We start from the raw sequence: 19,171 nt of genomic DNA, 5'->3' as shown, positions 1-19,171 counted from the left end.
ATATGCGGCGGAACGTGTCCCGAGGCAACGGCGGAAGCCGTCCGAGTCGATGCACTCACCAGTTCGACAGGCGGTATCGGTGCCGCCCGCACTGGCCCTTCCGGTGGTGGAGTCGGAGTTTCCCCGGCATCTGCATCCGTATTGGCCAAAGCTTCAGGAGAAGTCACGGGCGTGGCTCCTGGAAAAGCGCCTCATGCCCCCGGACAAGGTCGCGGCATATGCCGACAGCCTGTGCTACACGGACTTGGTGGCCGGGTACTACATCGGCGCCCCCGACGCGCTGCTCGCCGCCATCGCGGACCTCAGCTCGTGGTTCTTCGGCTGGGACGACCGGCACGACCGGGACGCGGTGCACGGCAGGACCGCGGGCTGGCGCCGCCTGTGCGCGGGCCTGCACGAGACACTCCAGGACCCGCACGCTCAGCTGCACCACAAGGACCCTCTGGTCGCGGGGTTCGCAGACTGCGTCCTGAGACTGTACGCGCACCTCGGGCCGCGGTGGAACGCGCGCTTCGCCCGGCACTTCCACCCGGTGATCGACGCCTACGACCACGAGTTCGGCAACCGCCGCACCGGGACGGTGCCGAGCGTCGAGGCGTACATCGAGCTGCGCCGGCTCACCTTCGCGCACTGGGTCTGGATCGACCTCCTCGAACCCACCGCGCGCCAGGAACTGCCGGACGCGGTGCGGAAGCACCCCGCCTATCGCGCGGCGGCACTGGCGACCCAGGATTTCTCCGCCTGGTACAACGACCTCTGCTCGCTGCCGAAGGAATTGGCGGGAGACGAGGTGCACAACCTCGGAATTTCCCTCATCCACCACGAAGGCCTTTCGTTGCAGCAGGCGGTGGCGGAAGTGCACCGGCGCGTCAGTGACTGTGTAACTGATTTTCTCGCGGTGGAACCGGAAGTACTGGGTCTGGCGGATGAATTGCTCGACGGCAGCGCGGCGGGCAGGAAGGCGAGTGCCGCGCTGCATTCCTGCGTCTTCAATATGCGGAACTGGTTCAGTTCCGTCTACTGGTTCCACCACGAATCCGGCAGATACCGCGTCGACAACTGGGACGACCAATCCTTGCCCCCGTACGTGTCCGACGCTCCGGGACCCGAGCTCCCGGAATGCGAATTGGCAGGCCCCGAACTGGCAGGAGGCCAGGAATGACCGTCGAATCCGCAGCGTCCGCCATACCCGCACCGGCCGGTCCGCAGCGGCTGAATAAGCCGCCGCTGGTCTCCGGTGGAGCGCCACTTCTCGGCCACGCCTGGAACCTGGTGCGCGACCCGCTCGGCTTCCTCGCCGACCTGCGGGACCACGGCGATCTCGTCCGGATCCGACTAGGGCCCAAAACGGCGTACGCGGTGTGCGCCCCGGAGCTCGTCGGCGCCCTCCTCAAGAGCCCGGAGTACGCCGTCGGCGGACCGCTCTGGGACACCCTGGAGGTGCTTCTCGGCAAGGGCGTGGCGACCAGCAACGGCCCGCTGCACCGGCGCCAGCGGCGCATGATGCAGCCCGCGTTCCGGCCCGAGCGCATCGCCGACTACGCGCGCGTGATGGAGCAGGAGGCCCAGGCGACGGCGGCCCGCTGGAGTGACGGCGAGACGGTGGACATCAGCGCGGAGATGTTCCGCACCGCCGTGCGCGTCGTCTCCCGCTCGCTCCTGGAAGTCGACTCGATCGGCGAGAAGGCGGACCGCATCTGCGCGTCGCTGCACACCGTCTTCGAAGGCCTCTACCTCCGCATGGTGCTTTCCGTCGGGCCGCTGCACCGCGTGCCGACGCCCGCCAACCGGCGCTTCGAGCGCGCCCTCGCCGATCTGCACGCGCTCGTCGACGAGATCGTCGCCGAACGCCGCCGCTGCGGAAACGGCACGGAAGAGGACTTGCTGGCCGTATTGCTCGCCGCCCGCGACGAATCGGGACGGCCGCTGACGGACCAGGAGATCCATGACCACGTCGTCTCGCTCGTCGTGGCGGGCGCCGAGAATGTCGCCTCGACACTGGCATGGGTCTTCCATCTGCTCACCGAACACCCGGAGCACGAAAGGCGGTTGGTTGAAGAGGTAAATTCCGTCACGGGAGGACGTCCCGTCGCCTTCGCCGATCTCGGCGAGCTGCGGCACACGCGCAATGTCGTCACGGAGGCGATGCGTATACGACCGGCCGCCTGGATTTTCACGCGGCGGTCCGTGGCCGAGACCACCCTCGGCGGCTATCGCATTCCGGCCGACGCGGACATCGTGTACAGCGTGTACGCGATGCAGCGCGATCCGCGTTCCTTCGAGCGGCATCTGGAGTTCGACCCGGACCGGTGGAATCCGGAACGTGCGGCGGGCGTACCGGAGTTCGCCATGATGCCCTTCGGCGTGGGCAACCGTAAGTGCCCCGGCGATCACTTCAGCCTGGTGGAACTCACCCTCATCCTGGCCACGATCGCCGCCACGTGGCGGCTCGACCCGGTGGCGCGGACCGACGCGCGCACGAAGGTCGGCATCACGCTGCATCCGCGGGATCTGGTGCTGCGCGCCTCGGTGCGCTGACACCGGCGCGCCGCGTGCCCGCACCGGCCCCGGGCCGGTGCGGGCACGCGCGTCAGGCCGCGGGCTCGGCCCCGGGCCCGCGGAACGTACGCCGGTACGCGTTCGGCGTGGTGCCGAGCACGCGGACGAACTGGTGGCGCAGCGCGGCCGCGTTCGGGAAGCCGGAGCGCCACGCGACCGCGTCCACGGTCTCGTCCGTCGCCTCCAGCAACTCCTGGGCGCGCAGCAGGCGTTGGCGCAGCAGCCAGCGGTACGGCGTGGTGCCGGTCTCCTGCTGGAAGCGGCGCGCGAAGGTGCGCGGCGACATGTGGGCGCGGGCGGCGAGCTGGTCGACGGCGAGCTCCTGGTCGAGGTGGCGCTCCATCCAGGCCAGGACCTCGCCGACGGTGTCGCAGCGGCCGCGCGGCAGCGGGCGCTCGATGTACTGGGCCTGGCCGCCGTCGCGGTGCGGCGGCACGATCATGCGGCGGGCGATGGCGTTGGCGACCTCCGCGCCGTTCTCCCTGCGGACCAGGTGCAGGGCGGCGTCGATGCCCGCGGCCGTGCCCGCGGAGGTGATCACCGGGTCCTCGTCGACGTACAGCACGTCCGGTTCGACCACGGCCCGCGGATAGCGGCGCATGAGCTGGTCGGCGTGGCGCCAGTGCACCGCGCAGCGCCGCCCGTCCAGGAGCCCGGCCGCCGCGAGCACGAAGGCGCCGGTGCAGACGCTGAGCACCCGGGTGCCGCGCTCGGTGGCGCGGCGCAGGGCGTCGAGCAGCGCGGGCGGGAAGTCCCGCGTGACATAGGAGTCGCCCGCGGGGACGGTGATGAGATCGGCCTCTTCGAGGCGGTCCAGGCCGTGCGGCGTGGAGATGGTGAAGCCGGCGTGCGTGGAGAGCGTGGGGCCCTCGGCCGACACCAGCGCGAAGTCGTACACCGGGAGGCCCTCGTCGCTGCGGTCGAGGCCGAACACCTCGGACACGACGCCGAGTTCGAAGGGGTGCACGCCGTCGAGGGCGACGGCGGCCACGTTCCTCAACATGGGGACAGTGTGCCGCGTCGCTGGCAGGAAATCGAGGGTGTACGACAGTCCTGCCACTCACACCGGAGGACGGCCAGCGCGAGAGTGGTCGTCATGAACGCACACGACGCACTCGACACGCTGGCCGTCCTCGGGGTCTTCCTGCTCATGGCCCTGCCGTCACTGATCGGCCACGCCCACGACCGCCGGATCGACCGGGAGCTGCGGGAGGCCGAGCGCGGGCCCGGGCCGCGGGATCAGAACTCGTCGTCGAAGGAGACCGAGCCCTCCACGGCGACCTGGTACGCGGACGGGCGCCGCTCGAAGAAGTTGGTCAGTTCCTGAACGCCCTGGAGCTCCATGAACGAGAACGGGTTCTCGGAGCCGTACACCGGCGCGAAGCCCAGGCGCGCCAGGCGCTGGTCGGCGACGCACTGGAGGTACTCGCGCATCGACTCGGTGTTCATGCCGGGCAGGCCGTCCCCGCACAGGTCGCGCGCGAACTGCAGCTCGGCCTCGACCGCGCCCTTGAGCATGTCGGTGACCTGCTCCTGGAGCTGGTCGTCGAAGAGCTCGGGCTCCTCCTTGCGGACCGTGTCGACCACCTCGAAGGCGAAGGACATGTGCATCGTCTCGTCGCGGAACACCCAGTTGGTGCCGGTGGCGAGGCCGTGCAGCAGGCCGCGGGAGCGGAACCAGTAGACGTACGCGAAGGCGCCGTAGAAGAACAGGCCCTCGATGCACGCGGCGAAGCAGATCAGGTTGAGCAGGAAGCGGCGGCGGTCGGCCTTGGACTCCAGGCGGTCCAGCTTCTCCACCGAGTCCATCCACGTGAAGCAGAACTCGGCCTTCTCCCGGATGGAGGGGATGTTCTCCACGGCCGCGAAGGCGGCGGCGCGGTCCTCCGGGTCGGGCAGATAGGTGTCGAGCAGCGTCAGGTAGAACTGGACGTGCACGGCCTCCTCGAACAGCTGTCGGCTCAGGTAGAGCCGCGCCTCGGGGGAGTTGATGTGCTTGTAGAGGGTGAGCACGAGGTTGTTCGCCACGATCGAGTCGCCGGTCGCGAAGAACGCGACCAGGCGGCCGATCAGGTGCTGCTCCTCGGGCGTCAGCTTGGCGAGGTCGGCCACGTCCGAGTGGAGGTCGACCTCCTCCACGGTCCAGGTGTTCTTGATCGCGTCCCGGTAGCGCTCGTAGAAGTCCGGGTAGCGCATCGGGCGGAGCGTCAGCTCGAAGCCCGGGTCGAGCAGATTCTTCTCGCCCGTCGTCGTGGTGTGCTGTTCCGACTGGGACATTACTGGCAGGCCTCGCAGGACTCGGGGTTTTCCAGGGAGCAGGCGATCGCCTCGGGGTCGGTCACCTGCTGGGGGACGGGGGCGGCCGCGGCGGCGGAGCCCCCGGCGGCGCGGGCGATGCGCGTCGCGGGGCGCGAGCGCAGGTAGTACGTGGTCTTGAGGCCCTGCTGCCAGGCGTAGGCGTACATCGAGGAGAGCTTGCCGATGGTCGGCGTCTCCAGGAACAGGTTCAGGGACTGCGACTGGTCGAGGTAGGGCGTGCGCGCGGCGGCCATGTCGATCAGGCCGCGCTGCGGGATCTCCCAGGCCGTGCGGTACAGGTTCCGCACGTCGGCGGGCACCCAGGTGAAGCCCTGCACCGAGCCGTTGGACTCGCGCAGCGCCTCACGGGTCTGCGCGTCCCAGACGCCGAGCTCCTTGAGGTCCTGCACCAGGTAGGAGTTCACCTGGAGGAACTCGCCGGACAGCGTCTCGCGCTTGAAGAGGTTGGAGACCTGCGGCTCGATGCACTCGTAGACGCCCGCGATGGACGCGATGGTGGCCGTCGGGGCGATGGCCAGGAGCAGCGAGTTGCGCATGCCGACCTTGCCGATGCGCGTCCGCAGGGCCTCCCAGCGCTCGGGCCAGGCCCGCTCTGTCTCGTAGTGGTCGGGGTGCAGGACGCCGCGGGCCGTGCGGGTCTTCTCCCAGGCGGGCAGCGGCCCGTGGCGCTCGGCGAGGTCCGCGGACGCCTCGTACGCGGCGAGCATGATCCGCTCGGCGATCCGCGTGGACAGGGCCTTGGCCTCGGCCGAGTCGAAGGGCAGCCGCAGCTGGAAGAAGACGTCCTGCAGGCCCATGGCGCCCAGGCCCACCGGGCGCCACTTGGCGTTGGAGTTCCCGGCCTGCTCGGTCGGGTAGAAGTTGATGTCGACGACGCGGTCGAGGAACGTCACGGCGGTGCGGACGGTGGCGTCCAGGCGCTCCCAGTCGATGTCCCCGTCGGCCACGAAGGCCCCGAGGTTCACCGAGCCGAGGTTGCACACGGCCGTCTCGCCGTCGTTCGTGACCTCCAGGATCTCCGTGCACAGGTTGGAGGAGTGCACGGTGTGGCCGGGCTCGGCGGTCTGGTTGGCGGTGCGGTTGGAGGTGTCCTTGAAGGTCATCCAGCCGTTGCCGGTCTGCGCGAGGGTGCGCATCATGCGGCCGTACAGATCGCGGGCGGGCATGGTCTTCTGCGCCAGGCCCCTGGCCTCGGCCGCGCGGTACGCCGTGTCGAACTCCTCGCCCCACAGGTCGACGAGCTCGGGCACGTCGGCGGGGGAGAACAGCGACCACTCCTGGTCGGCGGCGACCCGGCGCATGAACTCGTCCGGGATCCAGTGCGCCAGGTTCAGGTTGTGGGTGCGCCGGGCGTCCTCGCCGGTGTTGTCCCGCAGCTCCAGGAACTCCTCGATGTCGGAGTGCCAGGTCTCCAGGTAGACGGCGGCGGCGCCCTTGCGGCGGCCGCCCTGGTTCACGGCGGCGACGGAGGCGTCGAGCGTCTTCAGGAACGGCACGATGCCGTTGGAGTGGCCGTTCGTGCCGCGGATCAGCGAACCGCGCGAGCGGATGCGGGAGTACGACAGGCCGATGCCGCCCGCGTGCTTCGACAGGCGCGCCACCTGGTGGTAGCGGTCGTAGATCGAGTCCAGCTCGTCGAGCGGCGAGTCGAGCAGGTAGCAGCTCGACATCTGCGGGTGGCGGGTGCCGGAGTTGAAGAGCGTCGGCGACGACGGCAGGTAGTCGAGGCGGCTCATCAGGCCGTACAGCGCGGCGACCTCGTCGAGCGCGCGCACGGAGTCGTCCTCGGCGAGACCGGTGGCCACGCGCAGCATGAAGTGCTGCGGGGTCTCGATGACCTTGCGGGTGATCGGGTGGCGCAGCAGATAGCGGCTGTGCAGCGTGCGCAGGCCGAAGTAGCCGAAGCGGCGGTCGGCGCCGTCGGCGAGCGCGGCCTCCACCAGGGCGTCCAGACGGGGGCCGTGCAGGGCCGCGAAGTCGGCGGTGCGGTCGGCGATCAGGCCCTCGCGGTGGCCGACCGCGACGGACTCGGAGAACGACGTGACGCCCTGCGAGGCGGCCTCCTCGCGGATGCCGATCGTCAGGAGCCGGGCGGCGAGCCGGGAGTACGCGGGGTCCTCGGAGATGAGTCCGGCGGCCGCCTCGGTGGCGAGCTCCCGCAACTCCGCCTCGTCGGCCTTCGCCGAGCGGCCGCGCAGCGCGGCCGCGGCGACGCGTCCGGGGTCGGCGTCGGGAAGGTCGGCGGTGAGGTCGGTCAGGGTGCGCAGCAGGGCGGCGCCGGGCCCGTCGGTGGACGGGGCGGACTGCTCGGCGTGCTGCTGACCGGCTTCGGCCTGCGCTGACGCGGGCTCGGCGGGCGCGATGGTCACGTGGTGCTCTCCCTCGCTCGGCTCTGGGCATCGAGGCAGGCGAGGGCACACGGGCGCGACCGCGCGAGGCGGTACGTACGCCGCGTCCACCAGCCCATGTCCACGAGGCCCGGACGTCTGCACCCGGGCCGGGCGGCACGGGTGCGCTGTCGGCAGGTCCTCGGACTTTGTGGGTACGCAAATGCGCACACGTACACCGTTGCGGGACAGTTCCGGACTTCCACCGGATTCCCCTGCGGCGACAGCGAGGACGAGCATACATCTTGTGCCGGGTTTCGGTGGCGCCCCTAGATGTTGTGTCGGAGGTGACCGTTCCCTCACGGGGTGTGGTCGCTCGGGAGCGCGTCTGAGCGTCAACGCGCCGGGGAGGAAGGGCGGGCCGGGGGCCGGGTCCGGAGCGGGGTGGGGAGAGCCTGGCGCGGGGGCGGGGAGGGCCCGCGCGGGGCCCGGCGCGGGCCGGTGCGCCGGTGGGTCGGTCGCCCGCGCCTGGCGGGTCAGTCGCCCGCGCCTGGTGGGTCGGCCGCCCGCGCCCGATGGGTCAGCCGCCCGCGCCCGGCGGGTCCTGCGGCGCGCCGTCGCCCTCGGGCGGCAGGTCGCCGCGCTCCACGGGGCGGCCCGTGTCGCCGCCGTCCGTGGGCAGGCCCTCGGGGTCGGCCGTCTCGGGCAGGGTCGCGTCGAGTTCGCGGTCGTCGGCGCGGTGGGCGGCCTCGGCGGCGGCGCGCAGCACCTCGCGGCTCACCGCGTCGCGGTCGGCGGCGAGCTGGACGCGCAGCCCGTTCTCCGTACGGACGTACTCGTGCCGGGAGCCCGTGACGCGGTACCAGCCCTTGCCGTCCTTCTCGCAGCGCGTGGCGACGGGCCGGACCGTGCGGCAGTTCCCGTCGGTGACGGTGCCCCGGTCGACGGAGAGCGTGAGCTGCGCGCCGCCCTCGTCCCGTACGTAGGTGGACTGGAAGCCGTAGTCGCCGATCACGCCCACCGACTGCCGTGCCAGCTCGAAGCCGTCGGCCTCCGTCACGTAGACGTGCTCCACGACGGTCTGCGCCGCCTCGGCGCGGGCCTTCAGCTCGGCGCGGTCCGGCGGTGCCGCGCTGTCGAGGCTGTCCGAGCCGCAGCCGGTGAGGGCGAGCGGCGCGAGGAACAGGGCCGGGAGGAGGCGGCGGGAACGTCTCATGCGCACATCCTTTCGCATGCGTCCGCCGTCGTGCCCCGCCCGGCCCTGTCGGTGCGTACTGCCACGGCTCAGTGGCCCGCCCCCACCTTGGGCAGCTCGACGGCCACGCCCCGGTCACCGGCGTCGGCCGTGTAGTCCTCGGGGGAGGTCTCGTCGACGCCGTCGGGGGCCTTGAACGCCTTCAGGGCGAAGGTGAGGACGACCGTCACGACCACGTTCAGGACGAACGCCGTCAGGCCGATGTAGCCGATCTCGCCGATGCCCGGGATCTCCTTGGAGGACCCGCCGAAGTGCTTCTGCGTGGGCGAGGCCACGCCGTACGCGGCCACCGTCCCGTAGACCATGCCGACCGCCCACCCGGCGAGCAGCGCCCACCGGTGGAACCACCGCGTGAACAGGCCGCCGACGAGCGCGGGCATGGTCTGCAGGATCCAGATGCCGCCCAGGAGCTGGAAGTTGATGGCGACGGTCTTGTCCATGGTGAGCACGAAGGCGAGGGCGCCCACCTTCACCAGGAGCGAGACCAGCTTGGAGACCTTGGTCTCCTGCTCGGGCGTCGCGTCGGGCTTGAGGAAGTCCTTGTAGATGTTGCGCGTGAAGAGGTTCGCGGCCGCGATGGACATGATGGCGGCGGGCACGAGCGCGCCGATGCCGATGGCCGCGAAGGCCACGCCGGTGAACCAGTCGGGGAACATGTCCTCGAACAGCTGCGGGATCGCCAGCTGTCCGTTGTCGACCTTCACCCCGGCCGCGATCGCCATGAACCCGAGCAGCGCGAGCAGGCCCAGCATCAGCGAGTACAGCGGCAGGATGGTGGTGTTGCGGCGGATCACGTCCCGGCTGCGCGAGGACAGCGTCGCGGTGATCGAGTGCGGGTACATGAAGAGCGCGAGCGCCGAGCCGAGCGCCAGGGTCGCGTACGTCCAGGTCCCCGCGTCCCCGGGCACGAGCGCGCCGACGGGCTTGCCGGTCGCCTCGTTGGTCGCCGAGAACTTCTCGCTCGCCGCGTGGAAGACGTCGTCGAACCCGCCCAGTTTGATCGGGATGTAGATGATGGCCACCACGATCACGATGTAGATCAGGGTGTCCTTCACGAACGCGATCAGCGCCGGGGCCCTCAGGCCCGAGGAGTAGGTGTACGCGGCGAGCACGCCGAAGGCGATGAGCAGCGGCAGGTCCTTGACGAACCAGTTGGTGTCGTCGCCGCCGCCGACGCCCATCACGTCCAGGACGGCCTGGATGCCGACGAGTTGGAGCGCGATGTAGGGCATCGTCGCGAGGATGCCGGTGACGGCCACCGCGAGCGAGAGCCCCTTGGAGCCGAAGCGCCCGCGCACGAAGTCGGACGTGGTCACATAGCCGTGCTTGTGCGAGACCGACCAGAGCCGGGGCAGGAAGGTGAAGATCAGCGGATAGACGAGGATGGTGTACGGCACCGCGAAGAACCCGGCGGCACCCGCCGCGTAGATCGCCGCGGGCACGGCCACGAAGGTGTACGCCGTGTAGAGGTCGCCGCCGAGCAGGAACCACGTCACCCAGGTGCCGAACGACCGGCCGCCGAGGCCCCATTCGTCGAGGCTGTCGCTCTCGGCCCGGCGCCAGCGGGCGGCGAGGAAGCCCATGACGGTGACCGCGAGGAAGAAGAAGATGAAGACGGCGAGCGCGACGCCGTTCACGCCGTCGTTCATGAGCGCGCACCCCCCTGGCCGCGGGCGGCCTTGCGGGCGCGCTGGTCACGCTGCCACAGCTGGTAGGCGAGCATCGTGAGCGCGGTCGATATCAGCACCCACAGCATCTGGTACCAGTAGAAGAACGGGATGCCGATGAAGGCCGGGTCGACCTTCGCGTAGGAGCTCACCCAGAGCATGGCCACGAACGGTGCCGCGAGGCAGAGGGCGACGACCACGCGGACCGGCGTGACCACCGGCTGTCTCACTTCAGGCGCAACCGGCACTTCAGGCGCATCTGGCATACCGCGGCTCCGTTCGCTCACTTATCCCGTGTTTAACGTGCGGGAAATCTAAGCGACGGTCTTGGCCTACGGAACCCCTGTCCGTATAACGGACGAGCCACAGAGGGGCCGTCAGGGCGCTCAGCAGCAGCGGAAGCCCTGCCGCGGGTCCGACTCCTGGCGGTCCGTCCGCATACGCTCGAACGCCCGCCGGGTCGGCACCGCCGCGGCCGGATGCTCCTTGCGGACGTGCGCCACGTACCGCTCGTACGCGGACTCGTCCGTCAACTCCCGTACGTACCAGCGGACGGCGCGCAGCGCGCGGCGCAGCGGGCCGGTCACGAGGGGCCCGCCTGCGCGCGTTCGTAGGCGACCAGCTCCGCCTTCTCCTCCTTCGTGGCGACGAGCCCGGCGGGCGCGACGGTCCTCGACTCCACGAACGGCGCCTCGCTCAGGCGCGAGGACAGCGGGTCGCGGACGTGCCGGACGCAGACGCGGGCCGCGTCCACGAGCACGATCACGACGAGGATCGCGAGGGCCGCCGAAAGGACGCCGTCCACCGTGGAGTTGGTGACGACGGTGTGCATGTCGTCCATGGTCTTGGCGGGCGGCAGGACCTTGCCGTCGTCGATGGCGTCCCGGTAGACCGAGCGCTGCTTGAAGAAGCCCACGCGCGGGTCGTCGGAGAACACCTTCTGCCAGCTCGCCGTGAGCGTCACCGTCGCGTCCCAGGCCAGGGGGACCCCGGTGATCCAGGCCCACTTGAGCCGTCCGGACTTCACCAGGAGCGTGGTGCACACGGCGAGGGCGACGGCGGCGAGCAGCTGGTTGGCGATGCCGAAGATCGGGAAGAGCTGGTTGATGCCGCCGAGCGGCTCGTGCACGCCGACCCAGAGGAAGTAGCCCCACAGGCCGGTCACGACGGCGCTGGTCAGCACCAGGCCGGGCTTCCAACTCACGTTCTTGAAGGGCTTGTAGACGTTGCCCAGCATGTCCTGGAGCATGAACCGGCCCACGCGCGTGCCCGCGTCGAGCGCGGTGAGGATGAACAGCGCCTCAAACATGATCGCGAAGTGGTACCAGAACGCCCGCAGCGAGTCCCCGGTGACCTTGGAGAAGATCTCCGAGACGCCGATCGCGAGGGTGGGCGCGCCGCCCGTGCGCGAGAGCAGCGAGCTCTCCTCGACGTTCTTGGCGGCCTGCGCCAGGTCCTCGGGGGAGATGGTGTACCCGAGGTTCGCGACCGCCCGGGACGCCTCCTGGACGGTGTCGCCGACCACGCCCGCGGGCGCGTTCATCGCGAAGTACAGGCCCGGGTCGATGATGCTCGCCGCGACCAGGGCCATGACCGCCACGGACGACTCCATCAGCATGGAGCCGTAGCCGATCATCCGGACCTGGGTCTCCTTCTGGATCATCTTCGGCGTCGTACCGGAGGAGATCAGGGCGTGGAAGCCGGAGAGCGCGCCGCACGCGATCGTGATGAACACGAACGGGAAGAGCGAGCCCGCGAAGACCGGCCCGTCGCCGCGCGAGGCGAAGTCGGTGACCGGGTCCATCTTCAGCGTCGGCAGGGTGAGGACCACGCCGAGCGCGAGCAGCACGATCGTGCCGATCTTCATGAACGTGGACAGGTAGTCGCGCGGCGCGAGCAGCATCCACACCGGCAGGATCGAGGCGATGAAGCCGTACGCCACCAGCCAGATCACCAGCGTCGAGGGGGCGAGCGTGAAGGCCTCCGCCCAGGAGGACTCCGCCACCCAGCGGCCCGCGACGAGCGCGAGCAGCAGCAGGCCGATGCCGATGAACGAGACCTCGCTGACCCGGCCCGGGCGCAGGATCCGCAGGTAGAAGCCCATGAACAGGGCGATCGGGATCGTCATCGCGATCGAGAAGGTGCCCCAGGGCGAATCGGCGAGCGCGTTCACGATCACGAGCGCGAGCACGCCGAGCAGGATGATCATGATGGCGAAGGTGGCGAGCAGCGCGGCGGCCCCGCCGAAGGGGCCGATCTCGTCCCGGGCCATCTGGCCGAGCGACTTGCCGTCGCGGCGGGTGGAGAAGAACAGGACCACCATGTCCTGCACGGCCCCCGCGAAGATCACCCCCGCGATGATCCAGATGGTGCCGGGCAGATACCCCATCTGGGCGGCGAGCACGGGTCCGACGAGGGGCCCCGCGCCCGCGATCGCCGCGAAGTGGTGGCCGAGCAGGACGCGCCGGTCGGTCGGGTGGAAGTCGATGCCGTTGTCGAGCCGCTCGGCGGGGGTGGCCCTGCGCTTGTCGACGCGCAGGACCTTGTGCGCGATGAACTTCGCGTAGAAGCGGTAGGCGATGGCGTACGAGCCGAGGGCGGCGGCCACCATCCAGGCGGCGGACACCTCCTCGTCCCGGGAGAGCGCGAGCACGGTCCAGCCCGCGGCGCCGACCAGCGCGACGAGGCTCCAGATGACTACGGTCTTGGGGGTCGCTGTGCGCACGGGCCGTCCTCCCGGTCGCGTGTCTGCGGTGACGGGAGGACGGTAGGGCAGGAAAGTGATCTGCGCCATGGGGCGGGCGGGGTGAAACGCGGTGGGGCCGGGGCGCGGGGCGTGGCGGGCCCGGGCGCGGGGCGGGCCCGGCGGAACGCGGTGGGGCCGGGGCCCCGGGCGTGGCGGGCGGGGCCCGGCGTGGGGCGGGCCGGGCGCATCGCGGTGGGGCCGGGGCTCCGGGCGGGGCGCATCGCTGCGGCCCGGGCGCGGGGCGCTTGCGTGCCCCGGCCCGCTGGCGCCGGTGCCGCCTCAGTCCTGCGGCCGCTTGAGCCGGGCCACGAACTTGTACCGGTCGCCCCGGTACACCGAGCGCACCCACTCCACCGGCTGCCCGCCGCCGTCCACGGAGTGCCGCGACAGCATCAGCATCGGCAGGCCCACGTCGGTGCCGAGCAGGCCCGCCTCGCGCGGCGTCGCGAGGGAGGTCTCGATGGTCTCCTCAGCCTCGGCGAGGTGCACGTCGTAGACCTCGGCGAGCGCCGTGTAGAGCGAGGTGTACTTCACCAGCGAGCGTCTGAGCGCCGGGAAGCGCTTCGCGGACAGGTGCGTGGTCTCGATGGCCATCGGCTCGCCGCTGGCGAGCCGCAGGCGCTCGATGCGCAGGACGCGCCCACCGGCGGCGATGTCCAGGAGCCCGGCGAGGGTGTCGTCGGCGGTGATGTACCCGATGTCCAGGAGCTGGGAGGTCGGCTCCAGGCCCTGGGCCTTCATGTCCTCGGTGTACGAGGTGAGTTGGAGCGCCTGCGACACCTTCGGCTTGGCCACGAACGTGCCCTTGCCCTGGATGCGCTCCAGGCGGCCCTCGACGACCAGCTCCTGCAGGGCCTGGCGCACCGTCGTGCGCGAGGTGTCGAACTCGGCGGCGAGCGTGCGCTCGGGCGGCACCGGGGTGCCCGGCGGCAGCGTCTCGGTCATGTCCAGCAAGTGCCGCTTCAGGCGGTAGTACTTGGGTACGCGGGCCGGGCGCACGGACTTGCCGGGGCCGGAGCCGTCGCCCGCCACGACGGGGGCGGCCGTGCTCGCGGATGCCGCCGTCGCGGTGCCGACCTCGGCCCGGGTACTGCCCGCCTCTGTGCCCATGCTCCGCCTTCCCCGTTCCTGTGCTGCTCTCACCGGCTCCTGTGCTGCTGCCGTCACCGGCTCCTCCGTCTGTCGCGGCTCACATCGTGGCACGGTCCGGGCCAGGGGGGTCACCCCTGTTCGAGCGAAGCCGTGAGGGGTGAGCCGTGCCGCTCAGGTGTCGGTCCGATAACGGAGCCGACTGCCCTTCTTATACACCCTTGACACCCCAAAAGGTCTAGGCCAAGCTCCCCCGTACTGGTCTACACCATTAAAGACCAGGTCCAGTCCCACGGGCAGTCTTTCGGTCCTCTTGGTCGCTGCGGGTGGGGGGTTGGCTGGGTGGCATCCAAAGGAGGATGACGTTGAAGCGCAAGCTCATAGCGGCGATCGGTGTCGCGGGCATGTTGGTTTCGATCGCGGCCTGCGGCAGCGACGACAAGGACGACAAGGGCTCCGGGGCCAACGGCTTCAAGGGTGAGACGCTGACGCTCTGGGCCATGGACGGCTCGACGCCGGACGGCTGGACCAAGGACGTCAAGGCGGCCTTCGAGAAGAAGACCGGCGCCAAGCTCAAGCTCGAGGTCCAGGACTGGAACGGCATCCAGCAGAAACTGACCGCCGCCCTCTCCGAGGAGAACCCGCCGGACGTCTTCGAGATCGGCAACACCCAGACGGCCGCCTACGCCAAGTCCGGCGGCCTCGCCGACCTGAGCGACCTCAAGGAGTCGATCGGCGCCGACTGGACCGACTCGATCAACAAGTCCACGGTCGTCGACGGCAAGCAGTACGCCGCCCCGTGGTTCGTCCTGAACCGCGTCGTGCTCTACAACAAGAAGGTCTGGGCCGACGCGGGCATCAAGAAGACGCCCAAGACCCGTGACGAGTTCTACGCCGACCTGAAGAAGATCGGCGACAAGACCGACGCGGAGCCGATCTACCTGCCGGGCCAGAACTGGTACCACTTCGTGGGCCTCGTCATCGGCGAGGGCGGCGAGCTGGTCAAGAAGGACGGCGACAAGTACGTCTCCAACCTGGCCGACCCGAAGGTCGCCAAGGCCGCGGAGACCTACAAGAAGTTCCAGGCCCTGTCCAAGGCGCCGAAGAACAAGGACGAGGCGACCCCGCAGCAGGCCGAGGTCTTCGCCAAGGGCAAGACCGGCGCGTTCATCGGCATGAGCTGGGAGGCCGCCACGGCCATCAAGGCCAACAAGAAGATCGAGAAGGACATCGGCTACTTCACGATCCCGGGCGCCGCGGCCGACAAGCCCGAGGGCGTCTTCCTCGGCGGCTCCAACCTCGCCGTCGCCGCCACCAGCAAGAAGCAGGAGCTCGCCAAGGAGTTCCTGAAGATCGCCCTGTCCGACAAGTTCGAGGGCGCGCTCGCCAAGGAAGGCGGCGTGATCCCGAACAAGCAGGCCCTGGAGTCCAACCTCAAGGGCAACCCGGCGGCCGAGGCCATGGCCCCGGCCGCCGCCGGCGGTGGCATCACCCCGCTGATCCCGGAGTGGGCCGCCGTGGAGAACGAGCCCAACCCGATCAAGAGCTACCTGACCGCGGTCATGAACGGCGAATCGCCCGCCGACGCCGCGAAGAAGGTCGAGGGCGAGTTCAACAAGCGCCTGTCGCAGAAGCAGTAAGGAAGCGCCCCGCCGGGGGCGGTGACACCAGGGTCGTGCCCGCGACCCCCACTTCGCCGCCCCCGGCGCATTCCTGTGTGACGTGCCGATGAGAGAGATGGCGAGCATGACCGTACAGACCGAACGGCCGCCCTCCGGCCCGCCGGAGGTAGTGAAGTCGGGCGGCGGGCGCACCGGGGCCCCGCGCACGCCCCGGGCCAGGGTCGGGGCCCTCGCGCCCTATCTGCTGCTGCTTCCCGCGCTCGTGGCGACCCTGCTGTTCCTCGGCTGGCCGCTGGTGAACAACGGGATCCTGTCGTTCCAGAACCTCAACATGAGACAGGTCATCCTGCATCTCACCGAGTGGAACGGCGTCGACAACTACAAGGAGGTCCTCAAGAGCGAGGACTTCTGGCGCGTCACCGGGCGGTCGATCGTCTTCACCGCCGTCAACGTCGTCCTCATCATGGTGCTCGGCACCCTGATCGGACTGCTGCTCGCCAAGCTCGGCACCAAGATGCGACGGCTGCTCCTGTTCGGCCTCGTCCTCGCCTGGGCCATGCCCGTCGTCGCGGGCACCACCGTCTACCAGTGGCTGTTCGCGCAGCGCTTCGGCGTCGTCAACTGGGTGCTCGCCAAGATCGGCTTCAGCTCCATGGCCGACTACGACTGGTTCGGCGGCCAGTACTCCACCTTCTTCGTGATCATCACGCTGATCGTGTGGATGTCGATCCCCTTCGTGGCGATCAACCTGTACGCCGCCACCACGACCATCCCCAAGGAGCTCTACGAGGCCGCTTCGCTCGACGGCGCGGGCGCCTGGAAGCAGTTCACCTCGGTGACCCTGCCGTTCCTGCGGCCCTTCCTCTACGCCACGACCTTCCTCGAGGTCATCTGGGTCTTCAAGGCCCTCGTGCAGGTCTACGCCATCAACAAGGGCGGCCCCGACCGGCTCACGGAGATCCTGCCCGTGTACGCCTACATCGAGGGCTCGGGCAACCAGCACTACGGCATGGGCTCCGCCATCGCCATGCTGACCATCATCATCATGCTCTTCCTGACCGCGTACCACCTGCGCATCGTGCTCAAGCAAGAGGAGGACGCGTGAAGCGCTCCTGGTTCGGCCGCACCTGGCCCAACGTCGTCGCCGTCGTCCTCTTCATCGGCCTGGTCTTCCCCGTCTACTGGATGTTCGCCACGGCCTTCAAGCCCACCGGCGACATCATCAGCGAGGACCCGGTCTGGATCCCCTTCGACTTCACCGTCGAGCACTTCAAGACGGCCGTCGACGCCGACCACTTCTGGCAGATGGTCAGGAACTCGGTGACCGTCACCGTCCTCGCGGTGGTCTTCTCCCTCGCCATCGCCCTGCTGTCGGCCTTCGCGCTCGCCCGCATGCGGTTCAAGGGCCGCCGGGGCTTCATCATCGGCTTCATGCTGGCCCAGATGGCGCCCTGGGAGGTCATGGTCATCTCGATCTACATGATCGTGCGCGACGCCGAGATGCTGAACAGCCTGGTGCCGTTGACGCTGTTCTACATGGTGATGATCCTGCCCTTCACGATCCTCACGCTGCGCGGCTTCGTCGCCGCCGTGCCCAAGGAGCTTGAGGAGTCGGCGATGGTCGACGGCTGCACCCGCATGCAGGCCTTCCGCCGCGTCATCCTGCCGCTGCTCGCCCCCGGCCTGATGTCCACCTCGCTCTTCGGCTTCATCACCGCCTGGAACGAGTTCCCCATCGCCCTCCTGGTCAACAAGGACCCCGAGTCCAAGACGCTGCCGACGTGGCTGTCCAGCTTCCAGACCGTCTACGGCGACGACTGGGGTGCCACCATGGCCGCGTCCTCGATCTTCGCCATCCCGATCCTGCTCCTCTTCGTCTTCCTCCAGCGGCGCGCCGTCGCCGGTCTCACCGACGGTGCCGTGAAGGGATAACGCACACCCATGAGCTCTACCGCATCCACGCCGGACGCCCTGACGCGTGACGCCCTCACCGTCCTCCAGCCCGGCTTCGGCGGCACCACCGCCCCCGACTGGCTGCTCCGCCACATCGGCGAGGGCCTGGCCGCCGTGGGCCTGTTCGGCCGCAACGTCGAGACGCCCGAGCAGGTGGCCGCGCTCACCGCCCAGCTGCGCGCCGAGCGCGAGGACCTCCTCGTCGCCATCGACGAGGAGAGCGGGGACGTCACCCGCCTCGAGGTGCGCACCGGCTCGTCCTTCCCCGGCAACCACGCCCTCGGCGCGGTGGACGACACCGCGCTCACCCGTGGCGTCGCCGCCGAGCTGGGCCGCCGCCTCGCCGAGTGCGGCGTCACCTTCAACTGGGCACCGTCCGCGGACGTGAACTCCGACCCGGACAACCCGGTCATCGGCGTGCGCTCCTTCGGCGCGGACCCCGAGCTGGTGGCCCGGCACACCGCCGCGTACATCGAGGGCCTGCAGTCCTCCGGCGTCGCCGCCTGCGCCAAGCACTTCCCGGGCCACGGCGACACCGCCGTCGACTCCCACCACGCCGTGCCGCACATCGGCGTCGACGCGGACGTCCTGAACGCCCGCGAACTCGCCCCCTTCCGGGCCGCCATCGCCGCGGGCACACAGGCCGTGATGAGCGCCCACATCAGCGTCCCGGCGCTCGACGCCGACTACCCGGCGACGCTCTCCCGGCGCATCCTCACCGACCTGCTCCGCGGCGAGCTCGGCTTCGACGGCCTCATCGTCACCGACGGCATCGAGATGCAGGCCATCTCCTCGACGTACGGCATCGAACGCGGCACCGTCCTCGCCATTGCCGCCGGCTGCGACGCCATCTGCGTCGGCGGCGGCCTCCACGACGAGCTGACCGTACGTCGTCTGCGCGACGCCCTCGTGGCGGCCGTGCGCACGGGCGAGCTGCCCGAGGAGCGGCTCGCCGACGCGGCCGCCCGGGTCCGGGCGCTCGCGCACTGGACCTCGGTGTCGGGCGCGGCCGGGCGTTCGGGGGGCGTGCCCGACACCGAGATCGGCTTGCGCGCGGCCCGCCGCGCCCTGACGGTCACCCACAGCGAGACCTACGCGGGCCCGCTGACCAGCGCCCCCTACGTCGCCGCCTTCACGCCGGTGGCCAACATCGCGGTCGGCGACGAGACCCCGTGGGGCGTCGCCGCCGAGCTCGGCCGCCGTCTGCCCGGCACCGAGACCGGCTCCTTCACCGGCGCCGACGCGGGCCGCGAGGCCCTGGCCGCCGCGGGGGACCGGCGCATCGTCGCCGTCGTCCGCGACGCCCACCGCCACCCCTGGATGACGGCCGCCGTGGACCACCTGCTCGCCGCCCGCCCCGACACCGTCGTGGTCGAGATGGGCGTCCCGCAGGCCAAGCCCACGGGCGCCCTGCACATCGCCACCCACGGCGCGGCCCGCGTCTGCGGCATCGCGGCAGCGGAAACGATCACCGGCGCGTAGCCCGGGGCCCAGCACACACGACGGCGTGGGGGGCCCCCCCCCCGGGGGGGGGGGGGGCCCGGGGGGGGGGCGGGGGCCCCGGCGCCCCCCCCCCCCCCCCCGGGGGGGGGGGGGGGGGGGCGGGGGAGGAAAAAACCCCCAGTAAACATGTG

The 19,171-nt window shown here is 70.4% G+C and carries 16 protein-coding genes and 1 riboswitch; of the genes, 7 read left to right on the top strand and 9 right to left on the bottom strand.

Translation table 11 applies throughout. The features are described from left to right. The first annotated feature begins 49 nt into the window (after window positions 1-49). A complete protein-coding gene (locus ACIG3E_RS00080) occupies window positions 50-1,162 on the top strand; it encodes a multidrug MFS transporter (protein ID WP_399609386.1) in 1,113 nt (370 codons plus the stop codon). Further along, window positions 1,159-2,538, top strand: coding sequence for a cytochrome P450 (locus tag ACIG3E_RS00075; protein ID WP_399609384.1), 1,380 nt, complete (start codon window positions 1,159-1,161; stop codon window positions 2,536-2,538). The genes ACIG3E_RS00080 and ACIG3E_RS00075 overlap by 4 nt, the downstream gene beginning before the upstream one ends. A 52-nt stretch (window positions 2,539-2,590) precedes the next feature. Here ACIG3E_RS00075 and ACIG3E_RS00070 read toward each other — a convergent pair whose 3' ends face one another. After that, window positions 2,591-3,562: a GlxA family transcriptional regulator gene (locus ACIG3E_RS00070; RefSeq protein ID WP_399609381.1), complete on the bottom strand. Its 972-nt coding sequence runs from the start codon at window positions 3,560-3,562 to the stop codon at window positions 2,591-2,593. A gap of 93 nt (window positions 3,563-3,655) precedes the next feature. Here ACIG3E_RS00070 and ACIG3E_RS00065 point away from each other — a divergent pair, with 93 nt between their 5' ends. Then, complete coding sequence (locus ACIG3E_RS00065) at window positions 3,656-3,886, top strand: hypothetical protein (protein ID WP_138961705.1); 231 nt, start codon at window positions 3,656-3,658, stop codon at window positions 3,884-3,886. Here the strand turns inward: ACIG3E_RS00065 and ACIG3E_RS00060 are convergent. From ACIG3E_RS00060 to ACIG3E_RS00025, 8 genes are all read right to left on the bottom strand, one after another. Further along, window positions 3,799-4,836: a ribonucleotide-diphosphate reductase subunit beta gene (locus ACIG3E_RS00060; RefSeq protein ID WP_399609379.1), complete on the bottom strand. Its 1,038-nt coding sequence runs from the start codon at window positions 4,834-4,836 to the stop codon at window positions 3,799-3,801. The two genes, ACIG3E_RS00065 and ACIG3E_RS00060, sit on opposite strands and share 88 nt — an antisense overlap. Further along, window positions 4,836-7,247, bottom strand: coding sequence for a ribonucleoside-diphosphate reductase subunit alpha (locus tag ACIG3E_RS00055; protein ID WP_399609377.1), 2,412 nt, complete (start codon window positions 7,245-7,247; stop codon window positions 4,836-4,838). Before ACIG3E_RS00055 ends, ACIG3E_RS00060 begins: the two co-directional genes overlap by 1 nt. A gap of 133 nt (window positions 7,248-7,380) precedes the next feature. Then, window positions 7,381-7,522: riboswitch (cobalamin riboswitch) on the bottom strand. A 263-nt stretch (window positions 7,523-7,785) separates the two neighbouring features. Continuing rightward, complete coding sequence (locus tag ACIG3E_RS00050; RefSeq protein WP_399609375.1) at window positions 7,786-8,421, bottom strand: hypothetical protein; 636 nt, start codon at window positions 8,419-8,421, stop codon at window positions 7,786-7,788. Window positions 8,422-8,489: 68 nt separating this feature from the next. Continuing rightward, window positions 8,490-10,109, bottom strand: coding sequence for a monocarboxylate uptake permease MctP (gene mctP, locus ACIG3E_RS00045; protein WP_399609373.1), 1,620 nt, complete (start codon window positions 10,107-10,109; stop codon window positions 8,490-8,492). After that, on the bottom strand, window positions 10,106-10,393 hold the full coding sequence (locus ACIG3E_RS00040; protein WP_399609371.1) for a DUF3311 domain-containing protein: 288 nt from the start codon (window positions 10,391-10,393) through the stop codon (window positions 10,106-10,108). Before ACIG3E_RS00040 ends, mctP begins: the two co-directional genes overlap by 4 nt. A gap of 120 nt (window positions 10,394-10,513) precedes the next feature. Then, window positions 10,514-10,714 carry a YbdD/YjiX family protein gene (locus ACIG3E_RS00035; protein WP_030683345.1) on the bottom strand — a complete coding sequence of 67 codons (201 nt, stop codon included), beginning with the start codon at window positions 10,712-10,714 and terminating at the stop codon, window positions 10,514-10,516. Continuing rightward, complete coding sequence (locus ACIG3E_RS00030) at window positions 10,711-12,852, bottom strand: carbon starvation CstA family protein (RefSeq protein WP_399609369.1); 2,142 nt, start codon at window positions 12,850-12,852, stop codon at window positions 10,711-10,713. Before ACIG3E_RS00030 ends, ACIG3E_RS00035 begins: the two co-directional genes overlap by 4 nt. Window positions 12,853-13,152: 300 nt before the next feature. Beyond that, a complete protein-coding gene (locus ACIG3E_RS00025) occupies window positions 13,153-13,983 on the bottom strand; it encodes a GntR family transcriptional regulator (RefSeq protein WP_399609367.1) in 831 nt (276 codons plus the stop codon). 344 nt (window positions 13,984-14,327) lie between these two features. Here ACIG3E_RS00025 and ACIG3E_RS00020 point away from each other — a divergent pair, with 344 nt between their 5' ends. The 4 genes from ACIG3E_RS00020 (at window position 14,328) to ACIG3E_RS00005 (ending at window position 19,019) form a co-directional block, all read left to right on the top strand. Continuing rightward, window positions 14,328-15,602 (top strand): extracellular solute-binding protein, encoded by a 1,275-nt coding sequence (locus ACIG3E_RS00020; protein ID WP_399609365.1) that lies wholly within the window; start codon window positions 14,328-14,330, stop codon window positions 15,600-15,602. Between the two features lie 106 nt (window positions 15,603-15,708). After that, window positions 15,709-16,689 (top strand): carbohydrate ABC transporter permease, encoded by a 981-nt coding sequence (locus ACIG3E_RS00015; protein WP_399609363.1) that lies wholly within the window; start codon window positions 15,709-15,711, stop codon window positions 16,687-16,689. Continuing rightward, window positions 16,686-17,516, top strand: a complete 831-nt coding sequence (locus ACIG3E_RS00010) for a carbohydrate ABC transporter permease (RefSeq protein WP_138961713.1) — start codon at window positions 16,686-16,688, stop codon at window positions 17,514-17,516. Before ACIG3E_RS00015 ends, ACIG3E_RS00010 begins: the two co-directional genes overlap by 4 nt. 9 nt (window positions 17,517-17,525) lie before the next feature. Beyond that, window positions 17,526-19,019: a glycoside hydrolase family 3 protein gene (locus ACIG3E_RS00005; protein WP_399609361.1), complete on the top strand. Its 1,494-nt coding sequence runs from the start codon at window positions 17,526-17,528 to the stop codon at window positions 19,017-19,019. The last annotated feature ends 152 nt before the right edge of the window (window positions 19,020-19,171 follow it).

The organism is Streptomyces sp. NPDC053474, assembly GCF_044544845.1.
Taxonomy (GTDB): Bacteria; Actinomycetota; Actinomycetes; order Streptomycetales; family Streptomycetaceae; genus Streptomyces.
This window is presented reverse-complemented; position numbering and strand designations above follow the sequence as displayed.

Bases quoted from the DNA above. Each gene is read 5' to 3' on its own strand.
- ACIG3E_RS00080 (WP_399609386.1), top strand. From the start codon at position 50: ATGCACTCACCAGTTCGACAGGCGGTATCGGTGCCGCCCGCACTGGCC.
- ACIG3E_RS00075 (WP_399609384.1), top strand. From the start codon at position 1,159: ATGACCGTCGAATCCGCAGCGTCCGCCATACCCGCACCGGCCGGTCCG.
- ACIG3E_RS00070 (WP_399609381.1), bottom strand. From the start codon at position 3,562: ATGTTGAGGAACGTGGCCGCCGTCGCCCTCGACGGCGTGCACCCCTTC.
- ACIG3E_RS00065 (WP_138961705.1), top strand. From the start codon at position 3,656: ATGAACGCACACGACGCACTCGACACGCTGGCCGTCCTCGGGGTCTTC.
- ACIG3E_RS00060 (WP_399609379.1), bottom strand. From the start codon at position 4,836: ATGTCCCAGTCGGAACAGCACACCACGACGACGGGCGAGAAGAATCTG.
- ACIG3E_RS00050 (WP_399609375.1), bottom strand. From the start codon at position 8,421: ATGAGACGTTCCCGCCGCCTCCTCCCGGCCCTGTTCCTCGCGCCGCTC.
- mctP (WP_399609373.1), bottom strand. From the start codon at position 10,109: ATGAACGACGGCGTGAACGGCGTCGCGCTCGCCGTCTTCATCTTCTTC.
- ACIG3E_RS00040 (WP_399609371.1), bottom strand. From the start codon at position 10,393: ATGCCAGATGCGCCTGAAGTGCCGGTTGCGCCTGAAGTGAGACAGCCG.
- ACIG3E_RS00025 (WP_399609367.1), bottom strand. From the start codon at position 13,983: ATGGGCACAGAGGCGGGCAGTACCCGGGCCGAGGTCGGCACCGCGACG.
- ACIG3E_RS00015 (WP_399609363.1), top strand. From the start codon at position 15,709: ATGACCGTACAGACCGAACGGCCGCCCTCCGGCCCGCCGGAGGTAGTG.
- ACIG3E_RS00005 (WP_399609361.1), top strand. From the start codon at position 17,526: ATGAGCTCTACCGCATCCACGCCGGACGCCCTGACGCGTGACGCCCTC.